The organism is Kitasatospora sp. MMS16-BH015, assembly GCF_002943525.1.
Taxonomy (GTDB): Bacteria; Actinomycetota; Actinomycetes; order Streptomycetales; family Streptomycetaceae; genus Kitasatospora.
In genome coordinates this window covers 1,516,681-1,541,712 of sequence record NZ_CP025394.1, presented here as the reverse complement: position 1 = coordinate 1,541,712, position 25,032 = coordinate 1,516,681, and the positions used below count along the sequence as shown (strand labels likewise).

At 74.2% G+C, this 25,032-nt stretch carries 26 protein-coding genes; 19 read left to right on the top strand and 7 right to left on the bottom strand.

Annotated elements, in window-relative coordinates:
* The first annotated feature begins 2 nt into the window (after positions 1 to 2).
* The 15 genes from CFP65_RS06630 to CFP65_RS40585 all read left to right on the top strand — a co-directional run bounded on the left by CFP65_RS06630 (position 3) and on the right by CFP65_RS40585 (position 12,624).
* A complete protein-coding gene (locus CFP65_RS06630) occupies positions 3 to 956 on the top strand; it encodes a YafY family protein (RefSeq protein WP_104815201.1) in 954 nt (317 codons plus the stop codon).
* On the top strand, positions 953 to 1,183 hold the full coding sequence (locus tag CFP65_RS06625; RefSeq protein ID WP_104815200.1) for a hypothetical protein: 231 nt from the start codon (positions 953 to 955) through the stop codon (positions 1,181 to 1,183). The genes CFP65_RS06630 and CFP65_RS06625 overlap by 4 nt, the downstream gene beginning before the upstream one ends.
* Before the next feature lie 7 nt (positions 1,184 to 1,190).
* Entirely contained in the window at positions 1,191 to 1,358 is a 168-nt protein-coding gene (locus CFP65_RS38730) for a hypothetical protein (protein ID WP_158702066.1), read from the top strand.
* 121 nt (positions 1,359 to 1,479) lie between these two features.
* Entirely contained in the window at positions 1,480 to 1,746 is a 267-nt protein-coding gene (gene tatA, locus CFP65_RS06620; protein ID WP_104815199.1) for a Sec-independent protein translocase subunit TatA, read from the top strand.
* A gap of 57 nt (positions 1,747 to 1,803) precedes the next feature.
* A complete protein-coding gene (gene tatC / locus CFP65_RS06615) occupies positions 1,804 to 2,736 on the top strand; it encodes a twin-arginine translocase subunit TatC (protein ID WP_254552264.1) in 933 nt (310 codons plus the stop codon).
* A 123-nt stretch (positions 2,737 to 2,859) separates the two neighbouring features.
* Positions 2,860 to 4,020: an FAD-binding oxidoreductase gene (locus tag CFP65_RS06610; protein ID WP_104815197.1), complete on the top strand. Its 1,161-nt coding sequence runs from the start codon at positions 2,860 to 2,862 to the stop codon at positions 4,018 to 4,020.
* Positions 4,017 to 4,340: a (2Fe-2S)-binding protein gene (locus CFP65_RS06605; protein WP_104815196.1), complete on the top strand. Its 324-nt coding sequence runs from the start codon at positions 4,017 to 4,019 to the stop codon at positions 4,338 to 4,340. The genes CFP65_RS06610 and CFP65_RS06605 overlap by 4 nt, the downstream gene beginning before the upstream one ends.
* Positions 4,321 to 5,736, top strand: coding sequence for an NAD(P)/FAD-dependent oxidoreductase (locus CFP65_RS42015; protein ID WP_104815195.1), 1,416 nt, complete (start codon positions 4,321 to 4,323; stop codon positions 5,734 to 5,736). The genes CFP65_RS06605 and CFP65_RS42015 overlap by 20 nt, the downstream gene beginning before the upstream one ends.
* Before the next feature lie 133 nt (positions 5,737 to 5,869).
* Complete coding sequence (locus tag CFP65_RS06595) at positions 5,870 to 6,733, top strand: dihydrodipicolinate synthase family protein (protein WP_104815194.1); 864 nt, start codon at positions 5,870 to 5,872, stop codon at positions 6,731 to 6,733.
* Positions 6,734 to 6,806: 73 nt separating this feature from the next.
* The gene (locus tag CFP65_RS06590) at positions 6,807 to 7,811 is read left to right on the top strand and encodes a proline racemase family protein (protein WP_104815193.1); all 1,005 of its coding nucleotides are present in this window, start codon (positions 6,807 to 6,809) and stop codon (positions 7,809 to 7,811) included.
* Between the two features lie 130 nt (positions 7,812 to 7,941).
* Positions 7,942 to 9,321, top strand: coding sequence for an aldehyde dehydrogenase (locus CFP65_RS06585; protein ID WP_104815192.1), 1,380 nt, complete (start codon positions 7,942 to 7,944; stop codon positions 9,319 to 9,321).
* The gene (locus CFP65_RS06580; RefSeq protein WP_104815191.1) at positions 9,318 to 10,343 is read left to right on the top strand and encodes a proline racemase family protein; all 1,026 of its coding nucleotides are present in this window, start codon (positions 9,318 to 9,320) and stop codon (positions 10,341 to 10,343) included. Before CFP65_RS06585 ends, CFP65_RS06580 begins: the two co-directional genes overlap by 4 nt.
* Positions 10,343 to 11,269, top strand: a complete 927-nt coding sequence (locus CFP65_RS06575) for an ornithine cyclodeaminase family protein (RefSeq protein ID WP_104815190.1) — start codon at positions 10,343 to 10,345, stop codon at positions 11,267 to 11,269. Before CFP65_RS06580 ends, CFP65_RS06575 begins: the two co-directional genes overlap by 1 nt.
* A 53-nt stretch (positions 11,270 to 11,322) precedes the next feature.
* Complete coding sequence (locus tag CFP65_RS06570; protein ID WP_104815189.1) at positions 11,323 to 12,033, top strand: GntR family transcriptional regulator; 711 nt, start codon at positions 11,323 to 11,325, stop codon at positions 12,031 to 12,033.
* Between the two features lie 66 nt (positions 12,034 to 12,099).
* Entirely contained in the window at positions 12,100 to 12,624 is a 525-nt protein-coding gene (locus CFP65_RS40585) for a DUF3761 domain-containing protein (RefSeq protein WP_158702065.1), read from the top strand.
* A gap of 11 nt (positions 12,625 to 12,635) precedes the next feature.
* Here CFP65_RS40585 and CFP65_RS06560 read toward each other — a convergent pair whose 3' ends face one another.
* Entirely contained in the window at positions 12,636 to 13,337 is a 702-nt protein-coding gene (locus CFP65_RS06560; protein WP_104815187.1) for an ABC transporter ATP-binding protein, read from the bottom strand.
* Positions 13,334 to 14,407 carry an FtsX-like permease family protein gene (locus tag CFP65_RS06555; protein ID WP_104815186.1) on the bottom strand — a complete coding sequence of 358 codons (1,074 nt, stop codon included), beginning with the start codon at positions 14,405 to 14,407 and terminating at the stop codon, positions 13,334 to 13,336. Before CFP65_RS06555 ends, CFP65_RS06560 begins: the two co-directional genes overlap by 4 nt.
* A gap of 176 nt (positions 14,408 to 14,583) precedes the next feature.
* On the opposite strand from CFP65_RS06555, the gene CFP65_RS06550 reads away from it, so the two are divergent.
* The 3 genes from CFP65_RS06550 (at position 14,584) to CFP65_RS06540 (ending at position 16,664) form a co-directional block, all read left to right on the top strand.
* A complete protein-coding gene (locus CFP65_RS06550) occupies positions 14,584 to 15,771 on the top strand; it encodes a sensor histidine kinase (protein ID WP_254552263.1) in 1,188 nt (395 codons plus the stop codon).
* Positions 15,768 to 16,403 carry a response regulator transcription factor gene (locus tag CFP65_RS06545; RefSeq protein WP_104815185.1) on the top strand — a complete coding sequence of 212 codons (636 nt, stop codon included), beginning with the start codon at positions 15,768 to 15,770 and terminating at the stop codon, positions 16,401 to 16,403. Before CFP65_RS06550 ends, CFP65_RS06545 begins: the two co-directional genes overlap by 4 nt.
* Positions 16,404 to 16,481: 78 nt before the next feature.
* The gene (locus CFP65_RS06540) at positions 16,482 to 16,664 is read left to right on the top strand and encodes a hypothetical protein (protein ID WP_104815184.1); all 183 of its coding nucleotides are present in this window, start codon (positions 16,482 to 16,484) and stop codon (positions 16,662 to 16,664) included.
* A gap of 51 nt (positions 16,665 to 16,715) precedes the next feature.
* On the opposite strand, the gene CFP65_RS38725 is transcribed toward CFP65_RS06540, so the two are convergent.
* Positions 16,716 to 18,521, bottom strand: a complete 1,806-nt coding sequence (locus tag CFP65_RS38725; protein WP_158702064.1) for a HEAT repeat domain-containing protein — start codon at positions 18,519 to 18,521, stop codon at positions 16,716 to 16,718.
* 97 nt (positions 18,522 to 18,618) lie between these two features.
* Here CFP65_RS38725 and CFP65_RS06530 point away from each other — a divergent pair, with 97 nt between their 5' ends.
* Positions 18,619 to 19,155, top strand: coding sequence for an ATP-binding protein (locus CFP65_RS06530; RefSeq protein WP_104815183.1), 537 nt, complete (start codon positions 18,619 to 18,621; stop codon positions 19,153 to 19,155).
* On the opposite strand, the gene CFP65_RS06525 is transcribed toward CFP65_RS06530, so the two are convergent.
* The 4 genes from CFP65_RS06525 to CFP65_RS40575 are packed head-to-tail and all read right to left on the bottom strand — an operon-like array spanning position 19,132 to position 24,953.
* A complete protein-coding gene (locus tag CFP65_RS06525) occupies positions 19,132 to 19,524 on the bottom strand; it encodes a type II toxin-antitoxin system VapC family toxin (RefSeq protein WP_104815182.1) in 393 nt (130 codons plus the stop codon). The two genes, CFP65_RS06530 and CFP65_RS06525, sit on opposite strands and share 24 nt — an antisense overlap.
* A complete protein-coding gene (locus CFP65_RS06520) occupies positions 19,524 to 19,775 on the bottom strand; it encodes a hypothetical protein (protein ID WP_104815181.1) in 252 nt (83 codons plus the stop codon). Before CFP65_RS06520 ends, CFP65_RS06525 begins: the two co-directional genes overlap by 1 nt.
* A 34-nt stretch (positions 19,776 to 19,809) precedes the next feature.
* Positions 19,810 to 22,626, bottom strand: a complete 2,817-nt coding sequence (locus tag CFP65_RS40580) for a WD40 repeat domain-containing protein (protein ID WP_254552262.1) — start codon at positions 22,624 to 22,626, stop codon at positions 19,810 to 19,812.
* The gene (locus tag CFP65_RS40575; RefSeq protein ID WP_371682370.1) at positions 22,623 to 24,953 is read right to left on the bottom strand and encodes a caspase family protein; all 2,331 of its coding nucleotides are present in this window, start codon (positions 24,951 to 24,953) and stop codon (positions 22,623 to 22,625) included. The genes CFP65_RS40580 and CFP65_RS40575 overlap by 4 nt, the downstream gene beginning before the upstream one ends.
* Between the last annotated feature and the right edge of the window lie 79 nt (positions 24,954 to 25,032).

The following is a 25,032-nucleotide window of genomic DNA, read 5'->3' as shown; positions in this document are numbered from 1 at the left end:
CCATGAGCAACGCGATCGACCAGACCCGGCGGATGCTCTCGCTGGTCACCTACCTGCGCGAGCGCCCCGGGGCCGAGGTGGCCGAGGTGGCCCGCGCCTTCGGCATCAGTGAGCGCGAGCTGATCGCCGACCTGAACGTGCTGCCGATGTGCGGCACCAGCTTCCGCGGCGGCGACCTGCTCGACATCGACACCGACGGCGAGCGGATCTGGTGGCACAACGTGGACGACGTGGCGCAGCCGCTGCGCCTGGCCGCCGACGAGGCCACCGCCCTCCTGGTGGCCGCCCGCGCGGTGGCCGGCCTGCCGGGTCTGCGCCAGCGCGACCGCGAGGCGCTCACCCGGGCCGTCACCAAGATCGAGAACGCGGCCGGCGAGAGCGCCGACGCCTCCGCCCGGGTCGGCGTGCACTTCGAGGCCGAGGGCCAGGTCTTCGCCGACATCGACCGCGCGCTCAGCGAGGGCCGGCTGATCTGGCTGCGCTACTACTCGCACGGGCGCGGCGGCATGACCGAGCGCGAGGTGGACCCGATCCGCCTGGTCACCGAGGGCCACACCTACCTGGAGGGGTGGTGCCGGGTCTCCGAGGACCGCCGGCTCTTCCGCCTCGACCGGGTGGCCGAGATCAAGGTGCTGGACGAGCCGGCCGACCCGCCGCGGCTGGAGCCGCGGGACCTCTCGGCCGGCCTGGTCAACCCCGCCGCCGACGACCCCGAGGTGATCGTGGAGGTCGGCCCCGGCGGGCGCTGGGTCGCCGAGTACTACACCCACGACCGCGCCGAGGAGCTGCCCGACGGCGGCCTGCGGATCACCCTGCGCTCGGCCGACCCGGCCGGGCTGCGCCCGCTCGCCCTGCGGCTGGGCCGGGACGGCCGGATCGTCGCCCCCGCCGAGCTCGCCGAGCAGGCCGGCTCCGCCGCCCGCGCGGCGCTCGAGCACTACGGGTCCGAGCGGTGAGCGACTCCGCCAGATTCAAGGTCTACTGCTCGGACTGCCGGGAGAAGGTGGAGCTCCCGGCCGCCGCCTTCCGGCTGGCCCTCGGCGCCACCCGGGAGCGGACCTTCTACAGTTTCACCTGCCCGGCCTGCGGCGCAGCCGTCCGCAAGCCGGCCGGGGAGAAGATCGTCGCCGCCCTGACCGGAGCCGGGGTCAGCACCATGCGGCTCGTCCCGGCCGAAGGGTGAGCCCACTGTGACCTGGTACGTGATCGCGGCCGTGCTGCTCTCCACTGCGGGGCTGCTGGTGCTCGGGGCGCTCGGGGCCCGGCTCTGGCTGGACGCCGCGCGGCTGGCCCGGGCGGTGGACGGCGCCTCGCGGGCGTTGGCCGAGGCAGGCGGGGAGATCCCGCTGCGGGGCTGACACTGGAGGGAGGGGTGGTAGCCGACGAAGTGGCGGGCGGCGGTTGCCGCCGCGTCACCGGCACGGGCTACCATCGCCCGCGTGGGGGAATGCCTCCCACGCGACGGGAAGGTGGTCACCCATGAGGGTCTCGCCCATCGCGATCCTGGTGATCGTGGTCCTCGCGCTGCTGCTGTTCGGCGCGAAGAAGCTGCCGGAGCTCGCCCGCAACCTCGGCAAGTCCGCGCGCATCCTGAAGAGTGAGGCCAAGGCGCTGCGCGAGGACGGCACGGAGGAGGAGCAGCCACAGGCGGCTCCGGCCCCCAAGGCGGTCAAGCCGGCCCCCGGAGCCCCCGGCGCGGACTCCCGCCCGGTGGCCCAGCCGGAAGAAGCGCCACGCCAGGATTAGCAGTACCGGTGCCCGCCGCCCGGCCGGCACCACCGCACGAGTTGTTGAGGACCGGGGTTGAGCAAGTCGTCGAAAACGCCCAAGGACCCTGAGGGCCGGATGGCCCTGGCCGACCACCTCCGCGAGCTCCGGAGCCGGTTGGTCAAGTCGGTCCTCGCGATCGTGCTGCTCACGATCGTGGCGCTGTACTTCCACAAGCAGATCGAGACCTTCCTGCTGAAGCCGCTGCCGCAGTGCGACGCCGAGTCGGCGCACAACTTCAAGGGCAAGTGCGCGCAGATCTCGAACATCGGCCTGACCACGCCGTTCACCTGGACGCTCAAGGTCGCCCTGACGGCGGCCGTGGTGGCCACCGTGCCGGTCTGGCTGTACCAGCTGTGGGCCTTCGTCTCGCCCGGTCTGCACAAGCACGAGCGCCGCTACGCGCTGAGCTTCCTGGGCGCCGGCGTGCCGCTCTTCCTGGCCGGTGTGACCTGCGCGTACCTGCTGCTGCCGACCACCGTGCAGGTGCTGATCTCGTTCAGCCCCTCCGGGACGACGCCGATCCTGCCGCCCGAGGACTACTTCGACATCGCCACCCGGCTGCTGCTGGTCTTCGGCTGCGCCTTCGAGTTCCCGCTGCTGCTGGTGATGCTCAACTTCGCGGGCATGGTGACCGGCAAGCGGCTGCTCGGCTGGTGGCGCGGCATGATCATGGGAATCACGGTCTTCGCGGCCTTCGCCACCCCCTCCACCGACCCGCTCAGCATGCTCGCGCTGGCGGCGCCGATCTGGGGCCTGTACTTCATCGCCGTGGCGATCGCGATGGTCAACGACCGCCGCCGGGCCAAGCGCAACCCGGACGCCGGCCTGGACGACGAGGAGGCCTCGCACCTCGACCTCTCGGTGGAGGACGTGGCCGCCGCCGAGCCGGTGGAGGCCTCGGGGGCGCCGGCCGCACCGGCGCCGATCCCGGCGGCCCGGGGCGAGCAGATGGACGACATCACCTGAGCACTGCCGGGTGAGTGAGAGGGCGTGGGGGAGGCTTCCCCCACGCCCTTCGTCGTCGGCGCTGCTTCCCCGGCTGTTTACGTGCTCTTGGCAAGCCACACTGCAGTGTGACATATTACTGACGTGCTCAAGAGATCCCTCCACGATGTCGTGGTGATCGGCGCCGGAGTCGTCGGTGCCGCCTGCGCCTACTACGCCGCCCGGGCCGGCCTGGCCGTGGCCGTCGTCGACCGCGGCCCCGTCGCGGGCGGCACCACCGGGGCCGGCGAGGGCAACCTGCTGGTCTCCGACAAGGAGCCGGGCCCCGAGCTCGACCTCGCGCTGTACTCCACCGGGCTGTGGCGGGAGCTGGCCGCAGAGCTCGGGGAGGCCGTCGAGTACGAGCCCAAGGGCGGGCTCGTGGTGGCCTCCGGCGAGGCCGGGATGGCCGCGCTGCGCAAGTTCGCCGCGCACCAGGCCGAGGTCGGCGTCGAGTCGGCGGAGATCGCGGGCGAGCGCCTGCGCGAGCTGGAGCCGCACCTGGCCGAGGGGTTGGCCGGGGGCTTCCACTACCCGCAGGACGCGCAGGTGCAGCCGGCCCTGGCCGCCGCCCACCTGCTGCGCGCCGCCCGGGCGGCCGGGGCCGCGCTGTACCTCGGCGAGGCCGTCACGGCGGTGCGCACCGGGGCCGACGGCGCCGTGACCGGCGTGGTCACCGAGCGCCGCACCATCGAGGCCCCCGCCGTGGTCAACGCGGCCGGCACCTGGGGCGGCGAGCTGGCCGAGCTGGCGGGGGTGCGCCTGCCGGTGATGCCCCGCCGGGGCTTCGTGCTGGTCACCGAGCCGCTGCCCCGGGTGGTGCGGCACAAGGTCTACGCGGCCGACTACGTGGCCGACGTGGCCAGCGGCTCCGCCGCCCTGCAGACCTCGGCCGTGGTCGAGGGCACCCCGGCCGGGCCGGTGCTGATCGGCGCCAGCCGCGAGCGGGTGGGCTTCGACCGGACGCTGTCGGTGGAGGTGCTGCACCGGCTGGCGGCCAACGCGGTCAAGCTCTTCCCGGTGCTGGCCGAGGTCACCGTGCAGCGCGCCTACCGGGGCTTCCGCCCGTACCTGCCGGATCACCTGCCGGCCGTGGGGGCCGACGCCCGGGTGGCCGGCCTGTACCACGCCTGCGGCCATGAGGGCGCGGGCATCGGATTGGCCCCCGCCACCGGCCGGCTGATCGCCGACCAGCTGACCGGGCAGCCGCCCGCCCTGGACCTCACCCCCTTCCGTCCCGACCGGTTCATCGAGGAGGAGTCATGAGCGGCGCCCGGCAGACCCCCGCCTCGCTGGTCGGCGCCCGGCCCGAGGCCGCGCACATCATCGAGTTCGACGGCCGCGAGATCCCGGCGCTGCCCGGCCAGTCGATCGCCGCCGCGCTCTGGGCCGCCGACATCCTGGCCTGGCGCACCACCCGGGTGGAGGGCCGCCCGCGCGGCGCCTTCTGCGGGATCGGCGCCTGCTACGACTGCCTGGCCACCGTCAACGGCCGCCCCAACCAGCGGACCTGCCTGCTGCCCGCCCAGCCCGGCGACACCGTCACCACCCAGGAGGGCCACGGCCGTGCCGACCTCGCCATCTGAGCCCCAGGAGTCCTTCGACCTCGCCGTCATCGGCGCGGGCCCGGCCGGGCTCGCGGCCGCCGTCACGGCCGCCGAGCTCGGCCTGCGCTGCGCGCTGCTCGACGCGGGCCCGCGCCCCGGCGGGCAGTACTACCGCCACCCGGCCCCCGGTCTGAAGGCCGCCCACCCGGAGAAGCTGCACCACGGCTGGGGCATCTTCACCGGCCTCTCCGCCCGGCTCAAGCGGCAGACCGACCTCGGCCGGCTGACCTACCTGACCGAGCACCAGGTGTGGACGGCCGAGACCGGCGAGGGCTGGCGGCTGCACGCCACCACCGGCCCCGGCGGCTCCGGCGGCACGGCCGTCGTGCCGGCCGCGGCCGTGCTGCTGGCCACCGGCGCCTACGAGCGCCAGCTGCCCTTCCCCGGCTGGACGCTGCCCGGGGTGGTCACGGCCGGCGGCGCCCAGGCCATGCTCAAGGCCGGCCTGGTGCTGCCGGGCAAGCGGATCGTGGTGGCGGGCTCCGGCCCGCTGCTGCTGGCCGCCGCCTCCTCGCTGGTCTCGGCCGGGGCGAGCGTGCCGGCCGTGGTGGAGGCCACCGACTACCTGGGCTACGCCCGGGGGGTCACCACGCTGGCGGCCAACCCCGCCAAGCTGGTGGAGGGCGCCGAGCACGGCGCCAAGCTGCTGCGGCACGGGGTGCGGCTGCGTCGCTCCAGCGCCGTGGTGCAGGCGCACGGCACCGACCGGGTGACCGGGGTGACGATCGCCAAGCTGGACCGCCAGTGGCGCCCGGTGCCCGGCACCGAGCGGTACCTGGCCTGCGACGCGGTGGCGATCGGGCACGGCCTGGTGCCGCAGATCGAGCTCGCCACCGAGCTGGGCGCCGAGACGGTGGAGCTGGGCGACGGCACGGTGGGCCTGCGGGTCGACGCCGAGCTGCGCACCAGTCTGCCCGGGCTCTGGGCGGCGGGAGAGACCTGCGGGGTCGGCGGCGCCGACTTGGCGGTGGCCGAGGGCGAGCTGGCGGCCCGGGTGATCGCCGGCCGGGAGGTGCCGGGCGGCCTGCGGGCCCGGCAGCGCCGCCGGCGGGCCTTCGCCGGCCTGATGGCCGCGGCGCACCGGCCCGGCCCCGGCTGGCCGGAGTGGCTGACCCCGGAGACGGACGTCTGCCGCTGCGAGGAGGTCTCGGTCGCGAAGATCCGCGAGGCCGTGGACGACCTGGGTGCGGGCGACGCGCGCACCGTCAAACTGCTCACCCGGGCCGGGATGGGCTGGTGCCAGGGCCGCATGTGCGGCGCGGCCGTGGCCTGCCTGGCGGGCGGTGGCGCACCCCGCGCCGACAGCCGTCCGCTCGCCGGCCCGGTGCGGCTCGGAGATCTGGCCGCCGTTCCGGCCGATGATCCGACATACTGACCGATCATTCGGACGGGTGCAGCCCTCTTGTGGCTGCACTGTCCACTACAATAAAATGTCACACCTCACCACCTAGGGAGTTGTCCCCGTGTCTCTCGCTTCGCACGAGCCCGCTCGCCCCTGGCGCGGCATCATGGTCGCCACCACGCTGCCGCTGCGTGACGACCTCTCCGTCGACTACGACGCCTACGCCGAGCACGTCCGCTGGCTGATCGAGTCGGGCTGCGACGGTGTGGTGCCCAACGGCTCCCTGGGCGAGTACCAGACCCTCACCGCCGAGGAGCGCGCCCGCGTCGTCACCACCGCCGTCGAGGCGGCCGGCGACGGCTCCCGCGTGATGCCCGGCGTCGCCGCCTACGGCAGCGCCGAGTCCCGCCGCTGGGCCGAGCAGGCCGCCGAGGCCGGCGCCGGCTCCGTCCTGCTGCTGCCGCCGAACGCGTACCGCGCCGACCACGCCGCCGTCCGCGCCCACTACGCCGAGGTGGCCCAGGCCGGCCTGCCGATCGTGGCGTACAACAACCCGATCGACACCAAGGTCGACCTCGTCCCCGAGCTGCTCGCCCAGCTGCACGGCGAGGGCTCGATCGTCGCGGTCAAGGAGTTCAGCGGCGACGTCCGCCGGGCCTACGAGATCGCCGAGCTGGCCCCCGGCCTGGACCTGCTGATCGGTGCCGACGACGTGCTCCTGGAGCTCGCGCTGGCCGGTGCCGTCGGCTGGATCGCGGGCTACCCGAACGCGCTGCCCAAGGCCACCGTCAAGCTCTACCAGGCCGCCGTGGCCGGCGACCTGACCACGGCCCTGCCGCTCTACAAGTCCCTGCACTCGCTGCTGCGCTGGGACTCCAAGACCGAGTTCGTCCAGGCCATCAAGCTCTCGATGGACATCGCCGGTCGCCCGGGCGGCCCCGTCCGCGCCCCGCGCTTCGCGCTCTCCCCGGAGATCGAGAAGGCCGTGCGCGCCGCCACGGAGCAGGCCATCGCCAACGGTCTGGTCTGACGCTCGTGAAGAGGCCGGCTGCGGGGGCAGCCGGCCCTCCCGTCCCCCATCTGACTCAACCGGGAGAGAACCGATGCGCAGCCGTCATGTCTTCCACGCCGTCGACTCGCACACCGAGGGCATGCCGACCCGGGTGATCACGGGCGGGTTCGGCGTCATCCCCGGCGCCACCATGGCCGAGCGCCGGGTGCACTTCCAGGAGCACCTGGACCACTTCCGCACCCTGCTGATGTACGAGCCCCGCGGCCACGCCGCGATGAGTGGCGCGATCCTCCAGCCGCCCACCCGGCCGGACGCCGACTTCGGCGTGCTCTACATCGAGGTCTCCGGCCTGCTGCCGATGTGCGGCCACGGCACCATCGGGGTGGCCACCGTGCTGGTGGAGACCGGCATGGTCGAGGTGGTCGAGCCCGTCACCACCGTCCGCCTGGACACGCCGGCCGGTCTGGTGATCGCCGACGTGCACGTGGAGGGCGGCGCGGCCAAGGCCGTGACCATCCGCAACGTGGCCTCCTACGCGGTGGCCCTGGACCAGAAGATCGAGGTGCCCGGGTACGGGACGGTCGGCTACGACCTCGCGTACGGCGGCAACTTCTACGCGATCCTGCCGCTGGCCGAGTTCGGCCTGCCGTTCGAGCGCGAGCGCAAGCAGGACATCCTGGACGCCGGGCTGGCCATGATGGACGCGATCAACGCGACGGCGGCGCGGCCCGTCCACCCGGAGGACCCGTCCATCCACAGCGTCCACCACGTCTACCTCGCCGCCCCCGGCTCCACCGCCGAGCACTCCCGCCACGCGATGGCCATCCACCCCGGCTGGTTCGACCGCTCGCCCTGCGGCACCGGCACCTCGGCCCGGATGGCCCAGCTGCACGCCCGCGGCGAGCTGCCGATCGGGCGTGATTTCGTCAACGACTCGTTCATCGGCACCTCCTTCACCGGCCGCCTGGTCGAGGAGACCACCGTGGCGGGCCACCCGGCCGTGATCCCGACCGTGACCGGTCGAGCCTGGGTGACCGGGACGGCGCAGTACTTCCTCGATCCGGCTGATCCCTTCCCGGCTGGATTCTTGCTGTAGAGCTTGACCGCTTACAGAAACCACAGCAGGGGCGCGGGGAACTGCGCGCGCAACCGTGCACCTTCGTAGAGGGCTGGGCGCGCATTTCCCCGCGCCCCCGGTGGTAAACCCCCCCAGAAAGGCTCGCGAAATGACCGTCAGCTCGTACAACCCCGCCGACCCGTCCGACCTGGTGGTCACCGTCGAGACGCCCGGTGCGTTCGGCGTCGAGGCCGCCGTGGAGCGGGCCCGTACGGCCCAGGCCGGCTGGCTCAAGCTCGGTGCGGCCGGGCGGGCGGCGGCCCTGGCGAAGGCCGCCGAGGCCGTGGAGGCCCACGCCGAGGAGCTGGCGCAGCTGACGGTCCGTGAGGTGGGCAAGCCGCTGGCCGAGGCTCGGGGCGAGGTGGCGCGGACGGCGGCGATCTGGCGGTACTACAGCCAGGCGCCGTTCGCCGCGACCGGCGAGGTGCACGAGCCGGCCGCCGGGGAGGGGCTGCTGATGACGCGTCGGCGCCCGCACGGGGTGGCGGGGCTGATCACGCCGTGGAACTTCCCGCTGGCCATCCCGGTCTGGAAGGCCGCCCCGGCGCTGGCCGTGGGCAACACCGTGGTGCTCAAGCCGGCCCCGGAGGGGACGGCCTGTGCGCTGCGGATCGCCGAGCTGGCGGGTCTGCCGGAGGGCGTGTTCACGGTGGTGCCCGGTGGTGCGGAGGAGGGCGGCGCCCTGGTCTCGGCCGCCGACGTGGTCTCGTTCACCGGGTCGACCGCCGTGGGGCAGGCGGTGGTCGCGGCCACCACCGCGCGCGGCATCCCGGTGCAGGCCGAGATGGGCGGCCTGAACGCCGCGCTGGTGCTGCCCGACGCCGACATCGCCCAGGCCGCGGCCCACCTGGCCGCCGCGATCGCCGGGTACGCGGGGCAGAAGTGCACCGCGACCAGCAGGGTGATCGCCGTCGGCGACGCGTACGAGCCGCTGGCCGAGGCCCTCACCAAGGCGCTGGCCGGCACCCCCGCCGCCGATCCGGCCGAGGCCGGCACCGCCTGCGGCCCGGTGATCAACGAGGGCGCGCTGAACCGCCTGACCGGGGCCGTGGCTTCGGCCCGCGCGGCCGGGGCCACCGTGCTCACCGGCGGCGCCCGCGCCGAGCGCGCGGGCTGGTACTTCGAGCCGGCCCTGCTCGAGGACGTCCCGGCCGGGCACCCGCTGCTCGAGGAGGAGTTCTTCGGGCCGGTGGCCGTGCTGCTGCGCGCCGCCGACCTGGACGAGGCGATCGCGATCGCCAACTCCACCCGCCACTCGCTGGCCACCTCGGTGCACACCCGCGAGCTGGACACCGCGCTGGCCGCCGCCGACCGCCTGGACGCCGGCATGATCCGGGTCAACGCCCCCTCCAGCGGCGTGGACTTCCACCTGCCCTTCGGCGGCTCCAACTCGGCCGGCTACGGCCCGCGCGAGCAGGGCCAGGCCGTGCTGGACTTCTACACCGCCAGCCGCACCGTCACCGTGCTCCCCGCCGGGACGCCGCGATGACGCTCAACATCGCCACGGTCGACTACCACACGGCCGGCGAGCCGTTCCGGATCGTCACCTCCGGGCTGCCGCCGATCGTGGGCGACACCGTCGCCGAGCGCCGGGCCATCGCGCTCGGTGCCGGCGGCACGGCCACCGCGCCGCGCCCCAGCGCCCTGGACGACGTGCGCAAGCTGCTCACCCGCGAACCGCGCGGGCACGCCGGGATGTACGGCGGGTTCGTGGTGGCCCCGGACGACTCCGAGGCCCACTTCGGGGTGCTGTTCTGGCACAAGGACGGCTACTCCACCGCCTGCGGCCACGGCACCATCGCGCTCGGCGCCTGGGCCGTGGACGCGGGCCTGGTCGCCGCCCCCGAGGACGGCGTGGCCTGGGTGCGGATCGACGTCCCGTCCGGGCGGGTCAGCGCCGCCGTGCACCGCTCCGGCGGCCGCACCACCGATGTGACCTTCCGCAACGTGCCCACCGCCGTCAGCGCCCGGGGCCTGCTGGTGGAGACCTCGCGCGGCAAGGTGAGCGTGGACCTCGCGCACTCCGGCGCCTGCTACGCCTCGGTGAGCGCCACCGAGCTCGGCCTCACCGTCACCACCGAGGATCTGCCCGAGCTCACCGCGATCGGCCGCGAGATCCGCGCCGCCCTCGCCGGGGAGCCGGCCACCCGGCACGCCACCGACCCCCGGCTCTCCGGGGTCTACGGGGTGATCCTGCACGAGGAGCTGCCGGACACCCTGGCCGGGCCCAACCAGCGCAACGTCACCGTCTTCGCCGACGGCCAGATCGACCGCTCGCCCTGCGGCTCCGGCACCTCCGCCCGGCTCGCCCTGCTCGGCGCCGAGGGGCGGATCGCCCCCGGTGACGTGCTGCGGCACGAGTCGGTCATCGGTACGGTCTTCACCGGCAGGCTCGCCGGGGAGCACCGGGACGGCGTCGTCACCGAGGTGACCGGCTCCGCGCACCGCACCGGCGAGCACCGCTTCGTCCTCGATCCGCACGACTCGCTGGGAACGGGATTCCTGCTCTGATGTCCGTCACCACCCTGCCCCTGACCCTCACTCCGGCCCAGGCCGTCGAGTCCCTCGCGCGCGTGCTGCGCGAGGGGCTCGACCCCGAGGAGTGCCCGCAGCGCAGCAACATCCCGGTGCCCGCCGGGGAGCTGCTGCTGATGCCGGCCGCCTCGGCCCGCTACACCGGGGTGAAGATCGCCGGTGTCGCGCACGGCAACACCGCCCGCGGCCTGCCCCGGATCACCGGCAGCTACCTGCTGCTCGACGGCCCGACCCTGCAGCCGGTGGCCCTCTACGACGGCATCGCGCTCACCTCGCTGCGCACCCCGGCGGTCACCGCGCTGGCGCTGCGCGAGCTGGCGGTGCCGGAGGCCGAGCACCTGGTGCTGTTCGGCGCGGGCCCGCAGGCGTACGCGCACCTGGACGCGCTGCGCGCGGTGCGCCCGCTGACCCGGGTCACCGTGGTGGGCCGCAGCGCCGAGCCCACCGCCGCCCTGGTCGCCCACGCCCGCACCCTGGGCCTGGCCGCCGAGGCGGGCACCGCGGCCGACGTGGCCCGGGCCGATCTGGTGGTCTGCTGCACCACCGCCCGCACCCCGCTCTTCGACGGCCGCCTGGTGCCGGACCACGCCGCCGTCGCGGCCGTCGGCTCGCACGAGCCGGCCGCCCGCGAGGTGGACACCGCCCTCGTCGTACGATCCGCCCGGTACGTGGAGGCCCGGTCCTGCGCCCTCCGGGAGGCGGGTGATCTGCTGATGCCGATCGCGGAGGGGGCGATCCGGGAATCGGATTCCCTTGCTAATCTGTCAGAACTCGTCAACGGCAAGGCAGTTGTCCCCACCGACCGGCCGAGGTTCTTCAAGAGCGTCGGGATGGCCTGGGAGGATCTGGCTGTGGCGGCGGCTCAGCAAGAGCTTTACACAATGCCTGGAAATGTTTCATAATTAGCGAAACGTGACATTGTACAATGGTGTCCTAAAGACCCCGGAGGAACACCATGGCCGACCTCAAGCCTCGCGCCCTCATTTCCGTCCAGGAGCGGCTGCGCGACCAGGTCGCCCACGCTCTGCGAGCCGCGCTGATCTCCGGCGAGCTGCGCCCGGGGGTCGTCTACTCGGCCCCCGCGCTGGCCGCCGACTTCGGCGTGTCCGCCACGCCCGTCCGCGAGGCGATGCTCGACCTGGCCCGGGAGGGCCTGGTCGAGGCCGTCCGCAACAAGGGCTTCCGCGTCACCGAGCTGACCGAGCGGGATCTGGACGACTACACCGAGATCCGCGCGCTGATCGAGATCCCCACCGTCGGCCGGGTCACCCGCACCGCCACCGCCGAGCAGCTGGAGGCCCTGCGTCCGCAGGCCCAGGCCATCGTCACGGCGGCCCGCAAGCACGACCTGATCGCGTACCTGGAGTCCGACCGCCAGTTCCACCTCGACCTGCTCGCGCTGGCCGGCAACTCCCGCCTGGTCGAGACGGTCGGCGACCTGCGCAAGCGCTCCCGCCTCTACGGCCTCAACCGGCTCGACCAGCGCGGCGAGCTGGTCTCCTCGGCCGAGGAGCACCTGGAGCTGCTGGACGTGATGATCTCCGGCGACGCCGCCGCCGCCGAGGCCTGCATGACCCGCCACCTCGGCCACATCCGCTCGCTCTGGGCGGCCGGCGAGGACACCGTGGTCGAGGAGCGCACCGCCCTGCGGCTCGGCGCCCGCTGAGACCGGGCGAGCGGGTTTGCCCGTTCGCCCCTTACGCGGGCCCGGTCCCCGGTACCTTCCCGGGTCATGACCAGAACCCCGCACCTGAGCACGCTCCCACGGGCACTCGCGATAGCCGCGGTGTCCGTGGCGGCTTTCCTGACGGCCTGTGACCCCGTCGCCCCGCCGAACACGCAGAACCACGTCGAGGCGGCGGTCACCACCCCGGCCTCGCCCTCGGCCTCCCCGACGCCCGTGGTGACGCCGACCCCGGCCCCCGTGGTGACGCCCACACCCACGCCGACCCCGGTGGTGTCGACCCCGCCCGCCCAGGCGCCCGCGCCCGCGCCGACACCCACCCACCACGCCTCGCCCACCGCCACCCGGCCCGCCGCAGTGCCGCCGCCGGTCATCACGGCGGAGCCCCCGGCCACCAAGGCGGCCGGCGGCAGCTGCGGGCACCACACGGTGGCCGTCTGCGGCTGGGACGTCGGGCAGACGCCGACGGTGCCGAACGAGATGGCCGAGTGCAAGGACGGCACGCCCTCGACCTCGGCCACCCCGTCCGGCACCTGCTCCCACCACGGCGGGGTCCTGTACTGGTTCAAGTGAGCCGCCGGGGCTCAGTGCAGCCGGCCGTCCTGCATCTCCAGGACGCGGTCGACCCGCCCCAGCAGGTCGCGGTCGTGGGTGACCATCACCGTGGCCGTGCCGTGGGTGCGGGTCACCTCGGCCAGCAGGGCGACGATCTGCTCGCCGCGCTCGTGGTCCAGGGCCGAGGTCGGCTCGTCCACCAGCAGCACCGAGGGGCTGCCGAACAGCGCGCGGGCGATGTTGACCCGCTGGCGCTCGCCGCCGGAGAGCTGGTGCGGCCGGCGGCGCTGCTTGGCCGCGTCCAGGCCCACCGAGGCCAGCAGCTCCTCGGCCCGGGCCCGGGCCTCGCGGACCTTGCCGCCGCGCACCGACTCCAGCACCAGCAGCTGCTCCACCGCCGTCAGCGAGCCGAGCAGGTTGGACTGCTGGAAGACGATGCCGAGCTTCGCCCGGCGCAGCGCCGCCCGGGCCGCGGCGCTCAGCGCGCCGACCTCCTGGCCGTCTATCAGCACCTCGCCGCCGTCCGGCCGCAGCAGGGTGGCCGCCACCGCCAGCAGGCTCGACTTGCCCGAGCCGGAGGGCCCGGCCACCGCCACGAACTCGCCGGGTGCCACCGCGAGGTCCACCCCGTCCAGGGCGGTCAGGCGCTGCTCGCCGTCCGGGTAGGTCAGGGTCACCCCGCGCAGGGCCAGGCCGGTGCGGGTCTTCAGGGGGGTGTCGGTGGTGGTCATCGGTTGGCTCCGAGCGCGGCGAGGGGGTCGACAGAGGTGATCCGGCGGACGGCCAGCGCCGCCCCGAGCAGACCGAGCAGCACCATCACGGTGACCGGCACGGCCACGCTGGCCGCGCTCACGTCGAAGGGCACCGTGGCACTGGCGAACACCCCGCCCACCGCGCCGACCAGCCCGCCCAGCAGCGCCCCGCCCAGCAGCACGGCCGCGGCCTGCGCGAGGGCGTCCCGCACCAGGTAGGCGCTGCTCGCGCCGACCGCCTTGAGCACCGCGATGTCGGGCTTGCGCTGCACCGTCCAGACGGTGAAGAAGGCCCCGACCACCAGCGCGCTGACCGCGAACAGGAAGCCCTGGATCATCTGCAGGCTGCCCTGCTCGGCGTCGTACCCGTTGATCCCGCCGAGCGAGTCGGCCAGCGCCACCGTCTCGGTGCCCTGGGCGGCGTCCACCGCCTCGAGGTCCGCTCCGCCGCTGGTGCTGAGGGCCAGCGCGGTGGGCTGGGTCTGGCCGCTGAGCTTCTCCCAGGTGGCCGGGGTGGTCCAGACGGTGGGCGCGTGCGAGAGGGAGCGCTCGGCCGTCAGGCCGGAGACGGTCAGCGTGCTCGGGCCCACCTTGACCGTGCTGCCGACGCCCAGGTGGTACGTCTTCGCGGTGTCGGCGCCCACGGCCAGCTGCCCCTCGCCCGGGGCGGCGCCCGAGCCGATCGGCGGCAGCAGCGCGGCGCCGGTGCCCACCACGCTCACCGAGGCCGCCCCCTCGCTCGCCGTCAGCCGGCTCATCGAGATGCCCAGCGGCTGGGCCGAGCTCACCCCGGGGGCGGCGGCGAAGGCGGCGGCCTGGGCGGGGGAGACGGTCGAGTTGGCGAAGTTCACCGTGGGCGCCGCGCCCGCCGTGGCACCGAAGACGATCCGGTCGGCCGGCAGCTCGGCCACCGTGGAGGAGGCCGCCGAGGCCAGGCCGCCGGTCAGCCCGTACAGGAACACGACCAGAGTGGTTATCAGGGTGACGACCGCGCCCATCAGGGCGAAGCGCCCTCGGGCGAACCGGATGTCACGCAGCGCGACGAACACGGGAGTCCTTCCGGACGTGAGCGGATGCTGCCACCAACCTTGTCGGCGCGCGGGGCCCTTTCCATCAGGGAGAGGACGGGGGTTCGACCCGTGCGGGGGATGCACCCGAGAATCAATCGAACGGTTGATGCCGTGCCGCGCGGTGGCCTGGTCCGGAGCCCGTACCCTCGGAAGGCGTGACCGCCACCGCTCCACCCCCGCACCCCGCCCCCGGCGCCGGCACGCCGGCCCTGAGGCTGATGAACCTGGCCCTGCACGGGCTGTTCTTCGCCCTGCTCGCGGTGCTGCTGGTGCGCGGCGTGCTCGGCGGCGACCTCGGCGCGCCCGGGCTGACCACCGCGGTGCTGCTCGCCGCCGTCTACGCGGCCGGCGGGGTGGTCGAGCGGGTGCGCACCGAGCGGCTCTGGGCCGGGGCCTGGTTTGCCGCCGTGGTGCTGCTCTGGATCGGGCTCACCCTGCTGCACCCCGAGTTCTGCTACCTCGCCTTCCCGCTCTACTTCGTCTGCCTGCACCTGATGCCCGCCCGCTGGGCGGTGCCCGCCGTGCTCGCGCTGACCGGGGTGGTGGTCGCCGCCCAGGCCGGCACCGAGGGCGGGCTCACCGGCCCCAAGGTGCTCGGCCCGGTCGCCGGCGCGGCGGTCGCGCTGCTCACCGCGTACGGCTATGCCGCCCTGTACCGGGAGAGCCGCGAGCGCCAGCAGCTGATCGACGACCTGGTCCGCACCCGCGGCGAGCTCGCCGCCAGCCAGCGCGAGGCCGGGGTGCTCGCCGAGCGCCAGCGCCTGGCCCGGGAGATCCATGACACCCTGGCCCAGGGCCTGTCCAGCATCGTGCTGCTGGCCCGCTCGGCCGATGCGGCGCTGCCTGCCGAACCCTCGGTCGCCTCGGAACGCATCCGCGAGGTCGGCCGCACCGCCGCCGAGAACCTCGCCGAGGCCCGCCGCTTCGTCGCCGCCCTCACCCCGCCCGCACTGGAGGACGCCACCCTGACCGAGGCGCTGCGCCGGCTCGCGGGCGGCGCCGGGGCCGACTTCCACCTGGAGGGCGAGCCCTACCCGCTGCCGGTGGAGGCCGAGGTGGCGCTGCTGCGGCTCACCCAGGAGGCACTGGCCAACGCGGTGCGGCACGCCCGGGCCGCGCGGATCGCCGTGACGCTCGGGTACCTGGACGACGAGGTGACGCTGGACGTGTACGACGACGGATCGGGCTTCGACCCCGCCGCGGTGGGCGCGGGCTCCTTCGGCCTGCACGGCATGCGGGAGCGGATCGCCGCACTCGGAGGCCGGCTGACGGTGGAGTCCGCCCCCGGCGAGGGCACGGCCGTGGCCGCCTCGCTGGCCACCCGGGCGGTGGTGGCCCGATGAGCATCCGCGTGCTGCTGGTGGACGACCACCCCGTGGTGCGGCGCGGGCTGCGCGCCATGGTCGACGACCTGCCCGAGCTCGAGGCCGTCGGCGAGGCCGCCGACGGCGCCGAGGCGCTGCGCGTCCTCGACTCCTTGGCCGACCGCCCCGACGTGGTCCTGATGGACCTCCAGATGGGCACCGGCATGCACGGCGTCGAGGCCACCCGCCGGATCACCGCCCTGCCCGACCCGCCGGCCGTCCTCATCCTCACCACGTACTCCACCGACGCCGACATCCTCGCCGCCGTCGAGGCCGGCGCCACCGGCTACCTGCTCAAGGACGCCCCGCCCGAGGAGGTGGCCGCCGCCGTCCGGGCCGCCTCCCGCGGCGAGACCGTCCTCGCCCCACCGGTCGCCGCCCGCCTGCTCGGCCGCGTCCGGGCCGGCCGCCCCACCCTCTCCCCGCGCGAGACCGAGATCCTCCGGCTCCTCGCCGAGGGCCTGGCCAACCGCCAGATCTCCAAGCGCCTCTTCATCAGCGAGGCCACCGTCAAGACCCACCTCGTCCACATCTACGACAAGCTCGGCGTCGACTCCCGCACCGCCGCCATCGCGGCCGGCCTGACCAGCGGGCTGATCCGGCCCTCCTGAAGCCCGCTCCTTCCGCCCGGATCTCCTTCTGGATCTTCTGGACCTTCTTCTGGACCTTCTTCTGCTTGGATCGGTGCCATGAGGAACCCGATCTGGGCGGAGTTGGCCCCGGCGAGCCGGGCCGAGGTGGACGAGCTGATCCGGAGCAGTCGGCGGCTGTACGCGGTGAAGCTCATCCTGGAGGCCCATCCCGGGCCGAAGCCGTTGCTGCGGGACGCGGTGGACGCGATGTGCGAGCGCGGGGAGGAGCTGGGCTGCTGAGGCCCGCTCAGGTCGCCGGGCCGCCGAGCCGCGCTCAGGCTGCCGAGCTGCTCAGCGCGGCCCGTCGCCCGCAGCGTGGAGCACGCTGCTGAGCAACCGGACCACGGGCTCGGTGAGTTCGGCGCTGCGCTGCTCCGCGAGGGCGAGCAGCTCGGCGGCCTGGGCGGGGTCGGCGTCGAGCGGGACGGTCTGGCGGGCGCGCCAGGCGTGCGGGGCCATCAGCCGGATCTGGGTGACGGCGTCCGTGGTGGCCCGGGCGGCGAGGCGCGGGTGCGGGTCGGCGCAGAGCAGCAGGGCCGCCCGCAGCGCGGCGGGCCGGTCGCGCCGGTACAGCAGCCGGTACCCGGCCCGGCGGACGGCCGGCCGCAGCGGATCACCGAGCAGCTCCCACAGCAGCGCGGCGGGCAGCTGCTCCGCGTGGGGCGCGAGCGCGATGGCCGCCTCCCTGACCACGGCGGCCGAACCGTCCCGCAGCAGCTCCACCACCGGGCTCACCGGCACCGGGCCGAGGCCGCGCAGCGCGCGCAGCGCGTGGACGCGGACCGGCGCGGCCGGGTGCGCCAGCAGCGCGAGGAACGCCGGGGCGTCGCCCTGCCCGCCGGTCTCGGCCAGGCCCTCGATCGCCCCGACCAGCTTGGCGAGCGCGGCCCGGTCGGCCGGCGGGGTGGGGACGGGCGTGGGGGCGGCGGTCTGCGGGGGAGCGGGGTGGGCGGGCGATGCGGGGTGCGGCGCCTCGGCGGGCCCGGTCGCTGCATCGGTGGCGCCGGCCGAACCGGTCGCGGAATCGTACGGTCCGTCAGGCGGGCCGTCCTGCGGGGCGCCGGCCCGGACGGCTGATCGGTAGTACGCCAGGGCGTCGGTGCCGGTGCGGCGGGCGGCTGTCCGGGCCAGGGCGCGGATGGTGGCCGAGGAGTCGTCGAGGTGCGGCACCGCGTCGGCGGCGGCGCCCGTGCGCAGCAGGCCGATCAGCGCGGCGATCCGCACCTCCGGGTACCGGCTGCGGGCCAGGCGGCGCAGCAGCTCGCCCTGGTCCGTCCAGACCGCCTGCCGGGCGGCGGCCTCGGCCGCCTGGGCCCGGATCCGCCGGTCGCGGTCGGTCTCGGCCAGGGCGGCGAGCTCGCGCAGCCGCAGGCGGTGCACGGCGGCGGTGAGGGCGAAGCGGCGGACGGCCGGTTCGGGAGCGGCGAGGAGGCGCTCGGCGAGGGTGGCGCGGGCCTGGTCCCGCTTCCGGTTCGCCCCGCCGTCCCAGACCTGGCTCCTGCTCGCCTGCACCTCCCCGTCCGGGGCCGCCAGCGCGGCGAACAGCTGGTCCTTCGCGAAGGTGCCGCGCCGGCGCCGGCCGACCAGCAGGGCCGTCCTGACCGTCGCCGGGGTGGCCAGCAGGGGGTTCTCGTGCAGCAGCAGGGCAAGCTCCATGCAGGTCAGCCGCTGGATCGGGCGGGCCCAGTCGCTGGTGCGCAGCACCAGGAACGGCAGCAGCTCGGGCAGCGGCCGGTCGAGCATCCGCCGGACGGCCTGCTCGCGGGTACGGCCGCTCGGGTGCGAGGCCGCCAGCACGAGCGCCGCCGGGTCCGTCTCCCCGGCCGCCAGGTCGGGCCGGAGGACCCCGCCGTTCCACGGCGGGCGACGGTATCCGACGTCCACCTGCAGCAGCAGCGCCGGATGCGCCGTCAGCAGCCGCAGCGCCGCCAGCGACTCCGCCGCCTGCCCCGCCGCACCGACCGCCGCCAGCGCGGCGATCACCTCCTCGACGGCCCCGCCCTCCCGGGCCCGGGCCCGGGCGATCGCGCTGCGCACCCGTTGCAGGGCGTCCTCGGTCGGTGCGGAAGTGGGCTGCTGAGGGTGGTGGTGGTTCACCGGGCCCATCCTGCCGCAGGCCCCGCCCGGGCGCGCGGGAGTTATCGCGCGGGAGTTCTCGCGCGGGCGGGCTTGCGCGGCATCCTAGAGTGGCGCCATGGCGGAGTCGGGGAGCACGGTCGTGTTGATGTGTGGCCTGCCGGGGGCGGGGAAGACCACGCACGCGCTGGGCCTGGAGCGCCAAGGGTACGTCCGGCTCTCGATCGACGAGGAGGTCTGGCGCCGGCTGGGCGGGCAGGACGCCGGGCTGGTGCTCGAACCGGCGGCCTACGACGCCCTCAAGGAGACCGTCCGCGCCGAACAGCGCCTCCAGCTGGTCGAGTTGATCCGGGCCGGCCGTGACGTGGTGGTCGACTACAGCTTCTGGAGCCGCGCCGCCCGCGAGGACTACAAGACCCTGATCACCCACCACGGCGCCCGCTGGCGACTCCTCCACCTCAAGGCCGACCGCCCCACCCTCGAACACCGCCTCCACCACCGCAGCCGCACCCGCGGCCCCAACTCCGTCACCGTCCCCGAGCCCCTCCTCACCCGCTACCTCGCCGGCTTCGAGGAGCCGGCTGGGGAGGGGGAGGAGGTGCTCCACCAGCCACCGTTCGGCTCGGCGGGTTCAGACCTTGATCACCTCGACTGAAGGTCCACAGAGCAGGATCAGGTCTTCCGGGTCGGAAGTGAGAACGGTGACCGGGGCGAGCGCGCCTCGGGCGATGGCCGCCAGGACTGCGTCGATCGCGTACTTGTGGCCGTGCAAGTGGTGAGTGCGGAGCAGGACGGCGGCGCGGTCGGCGATCTCCTGGGTGACGTCGTGGACGTCGATGCGCGAGAGCACCCACGCGATGCGGGCGCGGTGGATGCGTTCGTAGTCGGCCTCGAGAGTCGTCATCGCGGTGGTGGCCACACGCACACCCTCCTCGGCGGCGGCCTGGACGAGTGCCGTGACGGTGCGGTCCTTCAGGTAGAGCTTCGAAAGACCTTCGCTGTCCAGGAGCAGTGTGCCGGGCATCAGGCGGCGGCACCGTCGGCCCGGCGGTGATCGTGGCGCAGCAGGGCGCGGGCCGCTTCGATCTCGGCGCGGGTGAGCTCGTCGTTGTCGGTCTCGAAGTCGGTGACGATCTCGCGGAGCTTGTCCATCGCGACGCGCTGCTCCAGGGCTTCGGCGATGTACGCGGAGAAACCGCCGGGGCCGACCTGGGAGCGGATGGTCTCGGCGAGGTCCTCGGGCAGGCTGATCGAGTACTTCTTGCTACCGCTCATGGCCCTGATCCTACCAGCGGTAGCATCGGTGGAGTCAGCGGAGCGGCTGGTGGTGGTTCATCCGGAGGGCAACCACGCCCATCTCGGTGGCCACGCAGATCTGGCCGGCGTTGTGCACCGCGATGGCCTTGATCCCGCTGCCGATGTCGAGCTGGGTGGTCCAACCCGCTGACCGGGTGTCCCAGCAGCGGAGCTGCCCGTAACGGTCGGCAGCGACCAGCACCGGACCGTCCTCGAAGACCGCGAACCGGATGGCCTGGACCGGGGAGTCGAAGGGCTCCAGGACGATGCTGTGGTCACGGTGGCCGGAGAGGTGCCAGAAGCGGAGCGCCCCGTCACCGGCCCCGGTGACGACCATGTCCCGGCGACGAAGGCGGGCGAACTCCACACTGAACGCTCCGCTCGGGTGGTCGTCCAACGGGTCGGTCTGCGACTCGCCGGTGCGCAGGTTCCAGAGTCGGACGGTCCGGTCCAACGAGGCGCTGGCGACGAGGTCGGTCCCGGTCAGGCGCCCGGCCCGGAGCCCGACGACGAGTGAGGTGTGGCCTGTCATCGGCGGGCAGAGCGGGGCTTGGGTCCGGAGGTCCCAGGCGTGCAGGGTGTACTGGTCGTCGACGGATACTGCGGCCAGTGCGCCGTCCAGCCCGTGCAGGCAGGCGCGATGGCAGGTGCCGGAGCGTCGCCAGAGGCGCTGGCGAGTGCTCAAGTCCCAGAGTTCGGTCTCGAGCCAGTTGTGGCGGATCATCAGGTTCTCTCCGCCGAGCGGTGAGGTGGCTGTGCCGAAGATGAACTGGGAACTGGTGGCGAAATGCGCTGCGAGCTGTCTCCCGTCGGCGAGACCGTGGGTGCGGACGGTCCCGTCCTCGGCACCGGTGATCACGACAGGCCGTCCGTCCGGGCCGCGCGCGATGTCCACCGAGAGCAGCGACCGTTCCGTGCCGGACAACGGTTCGTCGATCGGTGCCGAGTCGGCGAGGTCCCAGAGGCGGAGCTGCCGGGTGAACGCGGTGAGCATGGTCAGGGCGCCGTCCACGCGGGCCGTCACCGGTGCGGTCAAGGCGGGCTGGGGGGCGGATCGGGTGAATCCCTCGAGCGGTGATCCGAGTGCTCTCCCCTGAAGCAGGTCCCAGAACCGGACGGTGTCGTCGAAGGCGATCGAGGCCACCAGCGACCTGCCACCATCGGTGCTGAGGGTGGCGGCGCCCACGAAGCTCGTGTGCCCGAGGAGTGGCTGGCCCACGGCGTGACCGGTCTCGATGTCGTGCACGTGGACGCCGTTGTCCTCCTGGGAGGACAGGACGACGGCCCGCCCGGTGTGGAAGGCCACACCGATCGGGTGGGCACTCAGGCTGATGCTCTCGACCGGGAAGTGCGCGATGGGTGACGTGGGAGGTGCCGACTGGCCGCCGTCGATCCGCCAGAGATAGGAGTGCCCGAGAGCGGTGGCCGCGGCCACCTGCAGAGCACGGCCGTCCCAGTGCGTCGCGAGTCGGTGGATGCCCCCGACGTGGCCGGCCAGCGGCTGTCCCAGGGACTCGCCGGTCGCGACGTCCCACAGTCGGATTGTGCCGTCCTCGCTCCCACTGGCCACGACGGCCCGGCCCGCGAGTTCACCCAAGGCGAGGCACTGCACGGCATTGGTGTGTCCGTTGAGCGGCTCGCCGAGCTGTACGCCGCGCAGCGGATCCCATAGGCGGACGGTCGTGTCCGTTCCTGCCGTCACGACGTAAGAGCGGCCACAGACCGTGTCGAACGCCACGGCGAGTACCTCCCCCGAGTGTCCTTCGAGCGCCGCGCCCAGTTGGGTGCGGGTCCGGAGATCCCACAACCGGGCCGTCCCGTCCTCGCCCCCGGTCACGGCCATCGGGCATGCGCCGATCTGGTGGGTCGCGATCGCCCGTACCGAGCGGCTGTGCCCTTCCCGGGGTTGGTCTGCCGTCAGATCCCAGACCCGGGCCGTCCGGTCTTGGCTGACTGTGACGGCGAGAGCGCTCGTGCCCCTGGTCGCCGGGGCGGCGTAGGCGAGGTGGTTCACGTGGCCGCGGAGCGGCTCGCCGAGCTGACGGAGGGTCCGCAGATCCCACAGCCTGGCTTCGTGCAGTCCGGTGGTCAGGGCGACGGGACGGCCCTCGAACTCGCCGATCCGGGCCGAGAGCACTCCGCTCCGCTCGAAGTAGACGTGGGCCGCGACCGGCTCGCCGAGCTGGCGGCGTTCGGCGAGGTCCCATCGGCTGAGTTTGCCGGCGCCGTCGCCGACCAGGGCCACCGTCCGGCCGTCCAGGGTGCCAAGGCAGACGGCGGTCACCGCGTCGGCCGGGCCGATGAGGGGGCTGCCGAAGAGGGCGGCTCCGCCCCCGGTGCGAAGGCGGGTGAGGTCCCAGACGTGGACGGCCTTGTCGTCGCCGCCGGTGACGGCGACCGGGCGGCCGTCCAGCTCACCCAGGGCCGCGTCTCGGACGGTCCGGCGGTGGGCGGTGAGGCTCTCGCCCAGCTGGGTCCGCTCGACGAGGTCCCAGAGGCGGGCCGTGCCGTCGCCGCCGGCGGTGAGCACCACGGGCCCGCCACCGACCTCGCCGATCACGATGGCCTCGATCCGGTTGGTGTGGCCGGTGAGTGGCGGGCCGTACTCCTGGCCGGTCGAGAGGTCCCAGACCCGTACCGTGCCGTCCACGGCGCCGGTCAGGGCGACGGTGTAGTCGCCGAGTTCACCGATGGCCACCGCGCTCACCGGTCTGCCCACCTGAAGTGGCTCGCCGATCTGCTGCTGGGTGGTCAGGTCCCAGACCCGGGCGGTGGTGTCATGGCTGCCGGTGACGGCGATCGGGCGGCCGTCGAGGTCGCCGACGGTCACGCACAGCAGGGCTTTCGTGTGGCCACTGAGGACGCGGTGTGCCCCGCCGGCCGACCACCAGGCCCAGCAGGCGGTCCAGGGCAATGGAACACCGAGCCGGTCGACCCGCTCGGCGAGCTGGTCGGCTCGCAGCGGCGGGCGGAGAGTTGGAGGTCGGCGGCGCGGTCGCCGAGCGGGCGGTCCGGGGTGAGGCGGTGGGCGACCTGCTCGTAGGCCGTCCGGATTCTTCTGGCCTCGTCCCCGTCCAGCGAGCCGAAGGCTCGTAGCAGGGTGAGCGGCTCGCTCGCGAGCAGGAAGCCCGGGTCCTCGACGAGTTCGGCCAGGGTGCCGGCCGCGCCGGCGTGGGTGGCGAGGTGCTGGCGCACGTACGGCGGGGCGCCGAACCAGTCGGGACGGTCGGCGGGACGGGGCACCAGGGAGCACAGGGCCTCGACCACCGACTGCTGGATCTCCTCGGCGCCCTGCTTGGCGGTGCCGCGCAGGTGCTCGGCGAGGGCCTTGTGGTATAGCCGGTAGGCGGAGCGGCGGTCGTCGTCGACGACCTCGGCGATGTACGCCTCGGCCACGTCCAGCACCCAGGAGACGTCCTCCTCGGTGCAGGCGAGGCCGGAGAGCTCCGAGCTCAGCCGGGTCCACACCACGCCGCGCGGCAGGCCCTTGCCCTCGGAGAAGGCGAGGGCGAGCAGCATCCGGCGCACCCGCGGCTCGTCCGGGCCGAACCGGGAGAGGTAGTCGTCGAAGGCTTCGCCGATCTCGCTCGGCAGGCGGTCGGCCCAGTCCGGGCGGCTCACGTCCACGGCGGTGCGGTCCGAGCGCAGGGTGCGGGCCGTGGTCCGGGCGTAGAGGTAGACCCCGGAGGCCCGGTGGGCGACCTCGTGGGCGACCAGCCGGGTGAGTCCGGGCCGGTCCCGGTACGGCGTGCGGACCTCGGGCTCCTCGGCGGCCAGCAGTACCCGGGTGACGTAGTCGGCCACGTCCTGGTCCTCGGCCCGGTAGCCCGGCCGGTCCAGGTCGAGGCAGTGGAAGGTGGGGCCGAGGGGCGCGACCAGTTCCTGCCGGGTGCCCACCAGGAGGCGTACGCCAGGGATCTCGGCCATCGGGCGGAGCAACTCCCGGGTGATCCGGCGGGGTTCGCCGTGGCCCCCGGCGTCGGCGGCGGTGTCCGAACCGGCCTCGTCCACCGCGTCGACCACCACGATGACGGGCTGCCCCCGGCGTCCCCGGCGGGTCAGCTCCTGGAGCAGCGCGGCGGTGCCGTCCACCGTCACCTCAAGGGCGTCGGCGATCCGCTCGACCAACTCCTCCAGGCGTTTGTGGCGGGCGTGCACGGCGGCGGTGACGCAGCCCGCCGGCACGAGGGAGTCCAGGGCCTCGCCGGCGGCCGCGAGGCGGGTGCGGTAGCGGCCGTCGGAGAGCGCCACGATCCGGCCCAGGACCGCCGACTTGCCACAGCCGGGGCTGCCCGTGACGACCCGGCCCTGGCCGTCGTCCTCGGGAGCGGTGAGCCATGCGGACAGCTCGGTGAGCACCCGGATCCGCCCACTGAAGTAGAGGCCCTGCTCAGATTCGAACTCGACGCCCCGGGCGCGGGGGCCGAAGTGTTCGGTGAGGTCCCGCCCGGCGGCCCGGCGCTGCACCTCCAAGTCGGTTCCGACGGGCGGTAGTTCCTCGCGGTATCCGGAATTGGGGAGGAACGGGGCCAACCCGGTGACCAGCCCGCTGGCCAGTTCGGCCCGGCGACCCAGGTCGTCCTGGTCGAAGCGCTGGTTGACGGCCTCCACCAGTTCGGTGAGGTCGAGGTACTGCTGGCGCTGACCGGTCCGGGCGGCGGTGACGGCGGCGGCCTCGGCGAATGCCGCCACGAAGGTGCGGTCGGCGGCCGCCGCTTGGTGCCGGGTGGCCGAGAGGAACCGGAGGCCGGCGGAGGCGGCGTCGGTGCGACGGTAGGCGACGGAGCGGAGGGCGAGGCGTGCGGCTGCGCTGCCGGCCGCGCCCGTCGCGCAGGTGTCGAGCACGACCAGCATTTGGCGAAGCTCGCCCTGACAGAGGATCCGGACCAGGTCCTCGGTGGCGAGTGCGGTCGCGGCCGGATCCTCCGGCCGGGAGTCCCAGCAGAGCAGGTGGTGCTGGTCCTGTTCCGTGACGCGGCCGTGGCCCGCGAAGTAGACCACCAGCACGTCCTCGGCACGGAGCGCGGCATCGGTCGACCAGTGACGTAACTTCTGCCGGATGTCCTCCGCGCTCGCGTAATCGCCGAGACCTTGGAGCACCGGTCGGTAGCCGAACCCGGTGAACAGTTCGGTCATCGCCCGGAGATCACCGGGCACGGCCGGGAGCTGTTCGTCCGACGGCAGGTGACGGTACCGTCCGCTGCCTAGTGCCAGGAAGAAATGCCGCCCCACCGAC

Excerpts from the sequence above, each read along its gene's own strand:
- CFP65_RS06530 (WP_104815183.1), top strand. The coding sequence starts at position 18,619 with ATGGCGGAGTCGGGGAGCACGGTCGTGTTGATGTGTGGCCTGCCGGGG.
- CFP65_RS06525 (WP_104815182.1), bottom strand. The coding sequence starts at position 19,524 with ATGCCCGGCACACTGCTCCTGGACAGCGAAGGTCTTTCGAAGCTCTAC.
- CFP65_RS06580 (WP_104815191.1), top strand. The coding sequence starts at position 9,318 with ATGACGCTCAACATCGCCACGGTCGACTACCACACGGCCGGCGAGCCG.
- CFP65_RS06575 (WP_104815190.1), top strand. The coding sequence starts at position 10,343 with ATGTCCGTCACCACCCTGCCCCTGACCCTCACTCCGGCCCAGGCCGTC.
- tatA (WP_104815199.1), top strand. The coding sequence starts at position 1,480 with ATGAGGGTCTCGCCCATCGCGATCCTGGTGATCGTGGTCCTCGCGCTG.
- CFP65_RS40585 (WP_158702065.1), top strand. The coding sequence starts at position 12,100 with ATGACCAGAACCCCGCACCTGAGCACGCTCCCACGGGCACTCGCGATA.
- CFP65_RS06560 (WP_104815187.1), bottom strand. The coding sequence starts at position 13,337 with ATGACCACCACCGACACCCCCCTGAAGACCCGCACCGGCCTGGCCCTG.
- CFP65_RS06630 (WP_104815201.1), top strand. The coding sequence starts at position 3 with ATGAGCAACGCGATCGACCAGACCCGGCGGATGCTCTCGCTGGTCACC.
- CFP65_RS06545 (WP_104815185.1), top strand. The coding sequence starts at position 15,768 with ATGAGCATCCGCGTGCTGCTGGTGGACGACCACCCCGTGGTGCGGCGC.
- CFP65_RS06520 (WP_104815181.1), bottom strand. The coding sequence starts at position 19,775 with ATGAGCGGTAGCAAGAAGTACTCGATCAGCCTGCCCGAGGACCTCGCC.
- CFP65_RS06585 (WP_104815192.1), top strand. The coding sequence starts at position 7,942 with ATGACCGTCAGCTCGTACAACCCCGCCGACCCGTCCGACCTGGTGGTC.
- CFP65_RS06595 (WP_104815194.1), top strand. The coding sequence starts at position 5,870 with ATGGTCGCCACCACGCTGCCGCTGCGTGACGACCTCTCCGTCGACTAC.
- CFP65_RS06540 (WP_104815184.1), top strand. The coding sequence starts at position 16,482 with ATGAGGAACCCGATCTGGGCGGAGTTGGCCCCGGCGAGCCGGGCCGAG.
- CFP65_RS06605 (WP_104815196.1), top strand. The coding sequence starts at position 4,017 with ATGAGCGGCGCCCGGCAGACCCCCGCCTCGCTGGTCGGCGCCCGGCCC.
- CFP65_RS06570 (WP_104815189.1), top strand. The coding sequence starts at position 11,323 with ATGGCCGACCTCAAGCCTCGCGCCCTCATTTCCGTCCAGGAGCGGCTG.
- CFP65_RS06590 (WP_104815193.1), top strand. The coding sequence starts at position 6,807 with ATGCGCAGCCGTCATGTCTTCCACGCCGTCGACTCGCACACCGAGGGC.